We start from the raw sequence: 11,987 nt of genomic DNA, 5'->3' as shown, positions 1-11,987 counted from the left end.
GAAATTTCCTCAATCGCTGAGCGTGGCTTGCCACTGTTGCTGCGCATTTTCGATAAACAGGCAGATATCAAAGAGACGGTGTAACGAGCTGGCCGTCAGGCGTTCGCCAAGCGCGGATGTCTGCCGCATTAGCGATGCATCGATGGCTGTGATATCAAATAATTGCTTAATCGCATGATGTTCCCGCAACCGCTGCCAGGTTTCGAGATAACGGGTTTTATCCCGCATGATCCAGTAGCCTTCATCCGGAGCTTGTTCGCCGCGCCGAGTGCGCCAGCGAATGCTGTCAGGCACTAAGCCATCCCCCAGTAATCGGGCTGGCAATCGTTCAAAACCAAGGCCGACGAAGGCTTCTGGTGGGTAAGTCAGTAGCTGTTCAATTAAGGCTCGATCTGCGAACGGGTCAGTCATTAAGACTCCGAATTGTTGCAGGAAATCAGGTTTATAGACCGGCGTTTCCCGTAATAAAAAATCGCAGCGATCCTTCCATTCAAAGGTAGGTTTGGTTGGCCAGACAAAATCAATCTTGTTACGCCACGGTGTAGCGAGCCAGGCAGGCATTAATCCATCGGGGGTCACCGTTTTTCTGTTGAGTTGACGCTTGAGCAGTGGCGTCAGACCACTGAGATGTGAGATTTGTTTTGCAAAATGGCCAATGGAGCAAGGTGTTTGTGCAACCAGATGCTGCCATGCCCAGCGCCAATGACCTTGCGGGATCAGGCGGGCTAAGCCACCCGTTCCGGCATAGCTGAGCGAGGCATTGCCTTTACCTCCGGTCAAAATAATTCGTTGTGACTGCGCGGCAGCAGACCCGGCAATCGCCTGTAACCACCAACAATTGGCCGTGTTGCGAACAGGCGTCCAGCTGGCGGCATGTTGTGCTGATAAATGATTCAGCAGGCAAGATTCATGGTTCTGGATACGGATATGCCGGATATTGGGGTGTAATGCGGCTAACTCTTCGGTTAACAACCACTCATCTGCATCCCAGTTCGGGCGTCGATACAGATGGTCATGCGGACTGGCCGGTGAGGAGGTATAGCTGACCAGTTCTTTGTGCTCACGCGCCAAAAAATCAGCGGCATAGGCGGTGGCGAGTGACGAGTCGAGCCCTCCCGACAGTGTACTGGCGACGTTTTGGCTGGAGCGCAGCAATGATTTCACCACCGATTCAAAGGCCGGTTTCAGGGCCGCACTGTAATCTCTGGGATCGCGATAATAAATCGAATGCTGTTGCGGCGGTTGCCACCAGCAGGTGAGCGTTTGGTTTCCGTGAACATCTAATGTCAGCACATGGCCGGCGGGAACATGCTGGATGCCCTGCCAGGGATCGGACTCAGGAAAGCGAGCGGTGAGCAGGGTTAATAACGCCATCGTATTGAGCGTTCTCAGTGCGGGAATGTGTGTCAGTAATGGTGCCCGCAATGTGCTGACCAGCAAGTTATCTCGATCTTGATAATAATAAAGGTGAGTATGTGATAGATGATCAACGGCAATATGCAGTGTTTGGGTACTGAGCTGCCAGGCAATGAGTGCAAAATCACCGTAGATCCGGTTCAGACCGTCTTTTCCCCATTGATGCCAGGCTTGAGCCAGTAGCTCTGTATCGCTGATGTCACTCGTGTTGCTACCTAATTCGGAGATCAAATACGGTCGATTATCCAACCGAGCAAACCCTGCAATGACCCAATCGCCGATCGTATAAGGTGCATGTTCAAAGCGATCTTCAGGTAATAGCTGATGGGGGGAGCTGATCAGATGAGTGTGCTGTTCAGCTGAGCGCCAATGTCTGACGGGACGATTGGAATGCAGTGCCGCTTGCAACTTTTCATGCTCAGATGGCAATAAAGGGGACGAGTTACGGTGAGCAAAAACCAGCATATGATTTCCCGTTATCCTTAACTTGTCGCAGTATAACATTGTTAGTTGTGATAAATTTGTAATTGAGCTGTAAATTGTGTGGCCTCAATATTTTCAAGGAGACAATGATGTTTTTAGTGCGCAATCCAGATGTACCATCGACAGAAATGAAAGGCGAACATGTAGTGATGGATCTGGTTTCCGGGAAATATTTTAGTCTGCAGGGTACGGCGGGCGTAATTTGGCAGCTGCTGAGTTCACCTCATACTGAAGCGGAATTAGTGACCAAATTGGCACAGCAATATCAACTTGATGAAGCAAATTGTTACCACGATACCCATCCCTTTCTGGAGCAACTACTCGCCAAAGGGCTGATTGTTCAGCGTGATTAAATTGCTGAAACAGGTTCGGATTTGGTGGCTGAATGCCCGTTGGGGTGTACAGCAAATCGTGCATATTTCTCCACAACGTGTTGCGCTATGGTTTGTCGTGTTGCTGTTGAATGCGGCATTACCGTTCGCCTTTCTGACGATCCTGCATCGTTTCTTACAAGTGCTGGAGCAGAAACAAACCGCTCATCTTCCGCTCTTATTGCTTGCATTGGTCGCGCTGTTATTACTGATGCCACTTATGCAACAAACCAAGCAATGGTTACACAGTCGGCTCGCAGAAAACCTGCAGGCGACGTTGCAAGACCGTTTACATCAAGTCATTCTCTCCCTGCCTTATGCTGAATTTGAACGTCCCAGCACGCATGATCGTATCCATCAGGTCAAGGCAGACATTGTGCAGCAGCCGATGTTGTTGCTGGAACACAGCGGATTGTTAGTGCAATCCATCTTGTTCATCATGGTAATGACGGGGTCGCTGGCTATCTGGCGGCCTGAGTTGCTGCTGAGTCTGGGCGGTGCGACATTGATGATGCTCTTGCTGGGCGGCTATCAGTCATATCGACGGGTGATGGCACAGCGTCAACTGGCCAGATTGCAGCGGCAAGCTTTTTATCATAGCCATGTGATGACCGATCGGCAGTTCGCTGCCGATGTTCGTCTTTTCGGGCTGGCTGATTTTTTCCGACAACGCTTTTTAAGTGCGCAAACAGCCGTACACCAATTACAAACCACATTGGATGCAGAACAATGGCGTTTTGCCATTTTGTCCTCTTTTCTGCTGATTAGCGGGCTGTTGGGGTGCGGTTATTTCCTCTATAGCGATTGGCTGGCCGGGCAGTTATCGCTGGCCGATATTGTCATTGCGGTACAGTCATTGTGGCTTGGTAGCAGAATGCTAAGCCAACTGGTCGAAAGTGCCGTCAAAGTGGCCAGAGCCGGTTTGTTCCTCGGCGATGTCAGGCAATTCCTGCAACATTTTGTTCAGCCAGATGAAACCACGACGCCGATTATTCGCCATCCTGCTGTCGCATTGGCAGAAAACCGGTCACCAGCTATTGTGTGTCGCGATGTCTGTTTTGCTTACAGCCAACATGGAGCTCCGGTCGTCAATCATCTGAATTTGCTGATCCCAACCGGGCAGATCTGCGCCATCATGGGCAGCAACGGGGCGGGGAAATCGAGTTTGCTGAAGCTGATGTCGGGTCTGTATCAACCAACACGCGGGCAGATTCTGTTAGAGGGAGTGGATATCACATCTTTTTCCGCAGAAGATATTCGCAGTCGTATCAGTTGCATGATGCAGGATGCGGCACATTTTCAGGCGTCGCTTGCAGAAAACATTGTCGTTGGTAAAGCTTTGGATAACGCTCGGCTGGAGTGGGTGTTGCAGACGGCGGGTGCCGATGAAGTGGCTGCAAAATTGCCTAATCAAGAACAAACCCTGCTCGGGCGGTTATATCAGGGAACCGAGTTGAGCGGTGGTGAATGGCAGCGAATTACGCTGGCGCGAGCCCTCTATCATGATGCTGCCATCGTGTTACTGGATGAACCAACCAGTGCCTTGGATGGCTGGTCAGAAAAAGATTGGTTTGCCCGGTTACGGACATGGGCGAATGGACGAACCGTGGTCGTTGTCACGCACCGGGTGACAACGGCCATGCAGGCTGACATGATCCATATTATGCATGAAGGGCAGATAGTGGAGAGTGGCGACCATCAGCAACTGATGGCTCTTAATGGTTTCTATCAGGCCGCCTGGTCTCATCGAAATGAGTCTCATGCAGAAAGGGATAACGCGCAATAACCTGATACGCCTCTATCGGCCCGCCTAACACCACTTCATCGCTTACAGTGATCCAGGCATGAGCGGCGAATGCTGTCTGCTGATCGCGTTTGACCCCGATAAACAGGGTATGTGCGGTTGATTGACGTTGCAGCAATTCACTGAGCGTTAAGGCTTGCTCCAGACAAAGTGCTCGCCACCAAACCAGCGATGCCATCTGCTGTATTCGTCGCACTAATGGCTTGATTTCAAATTGATTAACTGATGAATCGCGGGCTGGCAGTGGCACAACACGAAACAGTTGCTGCGATGATTGATATTTGGTTTTCAGCCGCATTTTGGCGAGCAACAGCACAATGAGACACACTTGATATTGTGCGCCTCGCGATAAGCGGAGAAAGCGCCATAAACGGGAACAACGTAAACAGGAAAAAAAAGAGGTCATGAATAATTACATCCCGTTAGTGACCATGCAGCTGGGTACGAGTCTTAATCCAGCGACAGAGCAGACGAGGCAGACGCAACCAGGGATAGAGCCATTGCCAGCCCTTCGTAAATTGCAAAGCTTCAATATCGTCAGGGGCATAAAGACTACGATAAAGCCAGGAAAGACACTGTTCTTTCATTGTGTAACGTTGATACAGGCAACGCTGATAGCGCAAAATTCGGAATCGGTGTGAAAGAGGAAACTTGTCCGTCACCTCAGGGTAATTACCCTCCGATAAAAAACGCATCGCTTCATTGGCCAGAAACCGGGCCTGTTTTGTTTCTGTGAGCAGTAAGCTGCCGAGATCCGGCAGCGATAGTTGCGGGTATAACCACGCCATGATTAACAACACTTGCACGATTTGATCTTGCATATTGAGCTTTTGAATCAACAGCTTACTTTGTTGCCAGATAGACGGGTTCCGCTCATGGATCGCAATGATATCGCCCAACCATTTTAGCCGGAACCAGTGATGTCGGGCTCCATGCGCAATCAGGTACAAAAACTCATCCGGTGAAACCTGATTGGCTGGAAAGGGATGTTGCCATTGCGATTCTAATGAAGGTGAAAACACAGGCTCTATGCGCCAATGCAACTCGACTATCACACGATTCATGGGGTGCTGAAAGGTCAGGTGCCAGAAGTGACGTTCGATCAGCTTATGTTGTGCCGGGTCGCGGGCAAAGGCTTCTTCTAATTCAAAGCCCAGTGAGATCAATAACTCTGTGGCCGCCCATAAATCGGCAGGGGCAACCAGCAGGTCAAGATCTTTACTGTGCCGATAGGCCGGGTCATGGTAAATCCGCTGGCTGAGAGCCGGGCCTTTGAGTGTCGATAAGGCGATATCAGCAGCCTGAAAGTCCTGTGCAATGATCCTGCTTTGTGCCATCAGTTGGAGCTGGCTACAGGTTTGTTGCTGCGCCTTTTGTTGGAGCTGTGACCAGAACGATCCAAACAATATATTACCTGTTTCATCATCAATAAGCCGGGCTGCCAGCCCCCACAGACGGTGAGCCTGAATAGCCTGCCAGTTTGCGGCATGCGAAACAGTCTGCGCGGTTAGTTGTTTTAACCGGGTTTGCTGTTGCATCGGATCAACGCTTTGCCAGCAGCATAAAGCGGCCAATTGTAATGAGATCGAGGTCATGGTTGGGGCTGTGATTGAATCATTCCATTAACATCGATATTACAATTTCTCAGAAAAAGTGTCATAGTTATCCGCGTTATTTGAAAATATATTGCAACTGGTTGGTTCTGGAGGGAAAAAAATATGAATACACAAAAACAGGATATTGAAGCAGTCAATCAGGAAACTCAATGGCAGGCACCGAAACTGGTGGAGTTGGGGGAGATTACGAGTAGTACCCTGAATAACATTTTTCCAGGTGCTGATGCTCCGTCAAATATGTCATAGCCTAGTGTTTTTATTCAACTGCAGCTGCACCAGCTCGCAATTGGTTTTCAACAGCTGCAATTGCGTATCGGAGAGCTGTAGCTGGTCGCGCATTTGAAGCGGAATGTCGGCGGCCTGTTTTTTTAATGCTTTCCCTTGTTCGGTCAGCGTTAAGACGCGCAGCCGTTCATCCTGCTCACTGCGTTCCCGCCGCAGCAGACCTTTCACTTCCAGCCGTTTCAGCAGTGGGGTCAGCGTGCCGGAGTCGAGAAAAAGTTGCTCCCCCAGTTGTTTGACACTGACGCCATCCTGCTGCCATAACACCAGCATCACCAGATATTGCGGATAAGTTAGATCGAGCTGATCCAGCAATGGCCGGTAGGCGCGCACAATGGCATTGCTGGCGCTGTACAGCGCAAAGCAGAGCTGGTTATCGAGCAAGAGCAGATCAGCAGGTTTTTCAGCAGACATAATCAATTGCGCACAATGTATTTATCTAGATTATATGTAATTTTTGGCTATTGCCTATGGAGAAAACGTAGTCAGCAGGCAGAAAAAGAAAACGGCCAGCAGGTGCTGACCGTTTGAGCTGATGAACAGGGAAATGATTACCAGCCTTTGACGACGCCACCGTTAAACAGTTCAACGGCTTTCTTGTAAACGGCTTCATCCTGATAGGCTTTCACAAAGTTTTTCACTTTTTCATCATTCTGATTGTTTTCACGGGCCACAATCAGGTTCACATACGGTGAATCTTTGTCTTCGACAAACAGGCCATCACGGGTTGGCTGCAGATTCACCTGCGAGGCATACACGGTATTGATGATCGCCAGATCAACATCTTCCAGTGCACGTGGCAGCTGAGCAGCTTCCAGCTCAACAATTTTCACTTTCTTCGGATTTTCAACGATATCCAGCACAGTTGCTGTCAGACCAGAACCCTCTTTCAGTTTCAGCAGACCCTGTTTTTGCAGCAGCAGCAGTGAACGGCCCAGATTAGTTGGGTCATTTGGTACGGCGATCTGTGAACCTTCTTTCAGCTCGCTGATGTTTTTGATTTTCTTAGAGTAGCCTGCGATTGGATAGACGAAGGTGTTACCCACTGCCACCAGTTTGAAGCCTCGATCTTTGATTTGCGAATCCAGATACGGTTTATGCTGGAAGGCGTTGACGTCGATGCTGCCATCGTTCAGTGCAACGTTTGGTGTTGCGAAATCGCTGAACTGTACGATTTCAACTTCCAGACCGAATTTCTGCTTAGCAATTTTGGCCGCTTCTTCAGCTACCTGAGTTTCTGCACCTGCGATGGCGCCGACTTTCAGGTGGTTGTCTTTTTTCTCTCCGCAACCGGTTAAGGCGATCCCGATAATGGCGGCACTTAAAATCGCTTTGCTGAATAAATTCATGGTTTACTCCTTGTTTTCATGATGACTGCGCCACCATCGGCAACAGCGTTTTTCTTTTTTTACAATGATTTGTTTTAGCGATGGTCAACACGTTTGACTAAACGCTCACCGACGCTTTGGATCAGTTGGACCAGCACGACCAGAATGGCCACCGTGATCAGCATGATGGCCGGATCAAAGCGTTGGTAACCATAACGGATACCGACATCACCGAGCCCGCCACCACCGATGGCACCGGCCATCGCCGAGTAGTTCACCAGTGCGACCAGCGTGATCACGACGGCATTCAGAATGCCGGGCAGGGCTTCCGGTAACATGACCTTGCGGATGATCTGGCGATGAGTCGCCCCCATCGCTTGGGCTGCTTCAATCAAACCGGCCGGGATCTCCATTAACGCACCCTCGACCAGACGTGCCAGAAACGGGATCGCGCCAATCGCCAGCGGGACAATCGCCGCGTTGGTGCCGATACTGGTGCCGATGATCAGTCGGGTCAGCGGAATAATTGCGACCAGCAGAATGATGAACGGCACGGAACGGCCCACGTTGACAATGGTGCCTAATACCTTGTTAAACGCGGGATGGGCTGAAATCTGCCCGGGTTTGGTAATGTGCAGCGCAATACCGAGCGGTACGCCAAGCAGCGTGCCGAACAATGCCGAGGCAAACACCATCCACAGGGTTTCACCCAGTGCTTGCAGTAACAACTCATGCATGCTGCTGAACATAGCCCACTACCTCAACGTCTATTTGTTGTTGCTTCAGGTAAGCGATGGTGTGCTGTTGCGCGTTCGCTTCACCTAACAATTCCACCAGCAGGAAACCAAAACGGGAATGTCCGATCTGTTCAATGCTGGCACTTAAGATATTGACATCAATCCCAAACTGGCGGCTGGCATGGGAAATCGCCGGGGTATCAATGCTGTTGCCACTGAAACCTAAGCGCAGCAGCGGGATCAAGCCGTCAGCTGGTGTTTTTTGTAGCCGTTCACGATACGGAACCGGGATCTCCAGATGCAGGCTGGAGCGGACAAACTCTTTCGCCAGCGGCGCCTGCGCATGGGCAAAGAACCAGCCCACTTCACCCTGTTCAATGATCTGTCCCTGATCGAGCAGCGCCACCGAGTCGCAAATGCTCTTTACCACGCCCATTTCATGCGTGATCAGCAGGATGGTGATACCTAGTTTCTGGTTGATCTCTTTCAGCAGCGCCAGGATCGATTGCGTGGTCTGCGGATCGAGTGCCGATGTGGCTTCATCGCACAGCAGCACCTTCGGTGCCGGACCCAACGCGCGTGCAATCGCCACCCGTTGCTTCTGGCCACCGGACAGTTGTGACGGATAGGCCTTGGCCCGGTGGCTTAAGCCAACCAGTTCCAACAGTTCGGTAACGCGAGCCGTTATTTTTTCTTGCGGCCAGTTGGCCAGTTCCAGCGGCAGTGCCACGTTATCAAACACGGTACGCGATGAGAGCAGATTAAAATGCTGGAAAATCATGCCGATATTACGGCGCGCCAGCGTCAGGGCCTGCGCATCCAGCGTCGTCAGATCGACGCCATCGACCTCCACGCGGCCTTGTGTCGGGCGTTCCAGTAAATTGACACAACGGATCAGGGTACTTTTCCCGGCACCTGATGCACCAATCACACCCACAATTTGGCCGGCAGGTACATCGAGTTCGATACCTTTCAGCGCGTAAAAGGCGTTTTTCCCTTCGCCATACACTTTTGACAGGGCAGATAACTTAATCATAAGGGAACCGTAATTTACTCAAATATCCACTTAAAAGCGGTGGTCATAGAAAATAAGACTGAATAGCGGTTTGCTGTCAGGAGTTCATGCTACGAGTCATTCGCGGGCATGTCAACGGACATTTGGATGTTTAGACGTCTAAAATCAGAAATCGATATGCAAAAATCAGATATAGACAATGGAGGGTTCCGTCCGTTATCAGAACGGAACCCGTCTATCTTATCGACGCTGCGACAGAAACTCCCGCCATGCGGCCGGCAGATGACGTTGTAACTGGTGTTGGATCTGCGCTTCATGTCGTTGCCAGAGCAGGCCAAGCCAGATAATGCCTAATCCAATCAGCGATAGCACAAACGGGAAGATCAGGCTGTCTTTAAACAGATCCCACGCCAGATAACCGAGATAACCCGTGACACCCATCCCGCCAAATACGGCAAATACCCGACGGCCGATCATGCCGCCAGTGATAATCAGGCCCAGATTGATCAGACAATAGATAAATTTGTTGAGCTCACTGTCGGAATGCTGCATCGACAGCCCGCCCCAGAATGCCATCAGACCGAATAGATAAATCCACCAGGCAAAATCCAGCGTATGACGGCTGCGCCAGTCGACGTAAAAGGCCAGCCCCAGCATCAACAGACCAACGGCCATGGAGACTTGTTCGCGGCGGTGCCAGCTATAGTCGCTATCCTGAAACAGAAACGGGGTCAGATCCATACTCAGATACCACAGTACCACCGCCAGCGGCATGACCATAAAAGGTAAGCGGTAGCGCCATAACAGAATGGCGCCGAACAGCAGCGTACCCAGCTCCATCATCAGCCAGCGCCAGTCAATATAACGGTGAAAATCGCGATATTCAGTATGCCGAGCGCCATCCCAGTATCCCAGATGAGCCTGCAGGCCATAAATGGCCAGCGGCACCATGGTCACGGCCAGTGCCGCCAGTAACCCGGCTGGGATCGGTTGTCGCTGATGCCATAACAACCAGTCGGCCACCAGACAGGCCGCAACGCCATAACCACAGGCAATCAGAAAAATGCCGATCCCGCCGAATGCATTCCAACCCAGCGTCATGAACAGACTCATGGCCGCCATGGCGATCAGCCCGCCCAGATAAAACAGGATATGTGTGGCACGAAAGGACGCACTGTCTGCGGGCAGGTTCTGCAGATAATGCCAGAGCGGGGTCACTTGCTCCGGCGTTAATAATCCCTGCTGACAGGCTTGCTGCAAATGCCGTTGTTTCAGTTCCATGAATGTGTCCCTCCGGACAATGGGTGCTGCCTGATAGTGAGTATAACGTGACTGGCGTAGTTAAGCGGGTATAAGGTTAGTTCACCTTTATAAATAGCATGTTACACTCGAACGTCTGTAATCAGGTATCGGTATTAAAGCGAGATGGGCCAGCCGTGACATGAAAGGATTCCCGCTGTTTCGACGACAAATCACGAATGTGACGACGGTGAGCATCATGCTCTTGCCCGATCAGATCCTGCTTGCGATCTCGGGTCAGCCGCCGCGTTTCATCACCAAGACGATCCCGTTGGGGGAATCCTGGTCGCAGGTGTTGGCTGAGTTGTTCCGTGAACAAAAGTTGCAACACAGCCAGGTCCGGGTAGTGTTGGATAGCAGCCAATATCAGCAATTGTCTATCGAACGGCCCGATCTTCCAGAGGAAGAGTTAGCGGGCGCGTTGCCGTGGGCCATCAAAGATTTTACCAGTGAACCGGTGACACAATTGGCGATTGATTATTACGATGCGGCGGCAAATCCATCGGCCCGGCCGCGTCTGCAGGTGATTTGTACTCCGAAACAGCGTATCAAAGAGTGGGTCAAGACCTTACAACCGATGGCAACACTGGAGTCAGTCAGCATCGATGAACTGGCACTGGCGGCTTTATTTGGTCGTGAGTCTAGGGTCGACGTCTTACTTTACCAACTTCCGGGACATGAACCGCACTTACTGGCGGTGTATCAGGGGCGGCTCTGTTTTAGCCGTGCCTTACGGGGTTTTCTGCCGCTGGTGCAACAATCGGCAGACCAATGGCCGGATGATTTGCTCGATCATTTAATGCTAGAGATGCAACGCTCTTTTGACTATCTGCTGAGCCAGCTAAAACTACCCGAGGTGGCCACCATTCATGTCGCCGCCGGTATCGATGATCCGGCAGCATTATTGCGTCCGCTGCATCAGCATTTTGGTATTCCGGCCAAATGGCTGGCGAATCCGTCGGTGCTGGTGGGCTTGGAGTTCCTGCCCGTCTACGGTGCTTTGCTGGAGCAGACATCGGCATGAAAACACGCATCAATCTCTATCTGGACGAATTGCATCCGCAGCGACAATGGCTGAGTTTATCTCAGCTGGTCGGGGCTTGGGGTGGTTTGCTGCTGTTGTTGTTAGCCGGTGGCGGAGCGATACAGTATCTCGCGTTGCAAAGTGGCCATCAGCTATCTGGGTTGCAGCAACAGATCCGGCAGGTGGATACGGTAACAAAACAGTTGAATGCCCAATTGGAAGCGCGCCATCCCGACGCCGGGTTGCAACACGAACTGAGCATGCGACAAGACGAATACCGCAGCAAGCAACAATTACAGCAGCATTTAAGTCAAATCGGCACCCTGCAAAACAAAGGATTTGCTGCCTGGCTGTATGATCTGGCGCAGGCACGATCTCCGGGCATCGCCTTGCGCGCTTTTGCTATCGAAAACAATCAGCTTCGTCTGCAGGGCGAGGCGGCGACGAACAATGCGGTACCGGTCTGGCTCAGCCATTTCAGTGTCTATCCAACGCTGCGGGAGCGGCAGTTTTCTGCGTTAGATGTGACACGGCAAAAATCCGGTGTATTGCAATTTCGTCTGGAAAGCCGTGATGCCAATGCTTCCGCTGCGGCAGGTACAGGGAAATAAG

The 11,987-nt window shown here is 51.2% G+C and carries 13 protein-coding genes; 5 read left to right on the top strand and 8 right to left on the bottom strand.

The genetic code is table 11. From position 1 onward, the window contains the following. Positions 1 to 9: 9 nt before the first annotated feature. Positions 10 to 1,881, bottom strand: a complete 1,872-nt coding sequence (locus tag H027_RS0106725) for an asparagine synthase-related protein (protein WP_024871720.1) — start codon at positions 1,879 to 1,881, stop codon at positions 10 to 12. 107 nt (positions 1,882 to 1,988) lie between these two features. Here H027_RS0106725 and H027_RS17555 point away from each other — a divergent pair, with 107 nt between their 5' ends. Continuing rightward, positions 1,989 to 2,252 carry a PqqD family protein gene (locus H027_RS17555; RefSeq protein WP_051448962.1) on the top strand — a complete coding sequence of 88 codons (264 nt, stop codon included), beginning with the start codon at positions 1,989 to 1,991 and terminating at the stop codon, positions 2,250 to 2,252. Further along, positions 2,245 to 4,056: an ABC transporter ATP-binding protein gene (locus H027_RS0106715; protein WP_024871718.1), complete on the top strand. Its 1,812-nt coding sequence runs from the start codon at positions 2,245 to 2,247 to the stop codon at positions 4,054 to 4,056. Before H027_RS17555 ends, H027_RS0106715 begins: the two co-directional genes overlap by 8 nt. On the opposite strand, the gene H027_RS18655 is transcribed toward H027_RS0106715, so the two are convergent. Beyond that, on the bottom strand, positions 3,986 to 4,480 hold the full coding sequence (locus tag H027_RS18655) for a lasso peptide biosynthesis B2 protein (RefSeq protein WP_081741407.1): 495 nt from the start codon (positions 4,478 to 4,480) through the stop codon (positions 3,986 to 3,988). The two genes, H027_RS0106715 and H027_RS18655, sit on opposite strands and share 71 nt — an antisense overlap. A 16-nt stretch (positions 4,481 to 4,496) precedes the next feature. Further along, positions 4,497 to 5,669 carry a nucleotidyltransferase family protein gene (locus H027_RS0106705; RefSeq protein ID WP_024871717.1) on the bottom strand — a complete coding sequence of 391 codons (1,173 nt, stop codon included), beginning with the start codon at positions 5,667 to 5,669 and terminating at the stop codon, positions 4,497 to 4,499. Positions 5,670 to 5,792: 123 nt separating this feature from the next. Here H027_RS0106705 and H027_RS18910 point away from each other — a divergent pair, with 123 nt between their 5' ends. Continuing rightward, complete coding sequence (locus H027_RS18910; protein WP_161632447.1) at positions 5,793 to 5,936, top strand: hypothetical protein; 144 nt, start codon at positions 5,793 to 5,795, stop codon at positions 5,934 to 5,936. On the opposite strand, the gene ohrR is transcribed toward H027_RS18910, so the two are convergent. The 5 genes from ohrR to H027_RS0106675 form a co-directional block, all read right to left on the bottom strand. Further along, entirely contained in the window at positions 5,931 to 6,386 is a 456-nt protein-coding gene (gene ohrR / locus H027_RS0106695; protein ID WP_024871716.1) for a transcriptional regulator OhrR, read from the bottom strand. The two genes, H027_RS18910 and ohrR, sit on opposite strands and share 6 nt — an antisense overlap. Positions 6,387 to 6,523: 137 nt before the next feature. Further along, positions 6,524 to 7,321, bottom strand: coding sequence for a methionine ABC transporter substrate-binding lipoprotein MetQ (metQ, locus tag H027_RS0106690; protein ID WP_024871715.1), 798 nt, complete (start codon positions 7,319 to 7,321; stop codon positions 6,524 to 6,526). Between the two features lie 74 nt (positions 7,322 to 7,395). Then, positions 7,396 to 8,049 (bottom strand): methionine ABC transporter permease, encoded by a 654-nt coding sequence (locus H027_RS0106685; RefSeq protein WP_024871714.1) that lies wholly within the window; start codon positions 8,047 to 8,049, stop codon positions 7,396 to 7,398. Beyond that, positions 8,030 to 9,073: a methionine ABC transporter ATP-binding protein MetN gene (gene metN / locus H027_RS0106680; RefSeq protein ID WP_024871713.1), complete on the bottom strand. Its 1,044-nt coding sequence runs from the start codon at positions 9,071 to 9,073 to the stop codon at positions 8,030 to 8,032. The genes H027_RS0106685 and metN overlap by 20 nt, the downstream gene beginning before the upstream one ends. Positions 9,074 to 9,292: 219 nt before the next feature. Beyond that, a complete protein-coding gene (locus tag H027_RS0106675) occupies positions 9,293 to 10,333 on the bottom strand; it encodes a DUF2157 domain-containing protein (protein ID WP_024871712.1) in 1,041 nt (346 codons plus the stop codon). A 160-nt stretch (positions 10,334 to 10,493) separates the two neighbouring features. Between H027_RS0106675 and H027_RS0106670 the strand changes: the two genes are divergently transcribed. Both H027_RS0106670 and H027_RS0106665 read left to right on the top strand, forming a co-directional pair. Then, complete coding sequence (locus H027_RS0106670) at positions 10,494 to 11,375, top strand: hypothetical protein (protein WP_024871711.1); 882 nt, start codon at positions 10,494 to 10,496, stop codon at positions 11,373 to 11,375. After that, entirely contained in the window at positions 11,372 to 11,986 is a 615-nt protein-coding gene (locus tag H027_RS0106665) for a PilN domain-containing protein (RefSeq protein ID WP_024871710.1), read from the top strand. The genes H027_RS0106670 and H027_RS0106665 overlap by 4 nt, the downstream gene beginning before the upstream one ends. Position 11,987 lies beyond the last annotated feature (1 nt).

This window comes from Tolumonas lignilytica, assembly GCF_000527035.1.
Lineage (GTDB): Bacteria > Pseudomonadota > Gammaproteobacteria > Enterobacterales > Aeromonadaceae > Tolumonas > Tolumonas lignilytica.
This window is presented reverse-complemented; position numbering and strand designations above follow the sequence as displayed.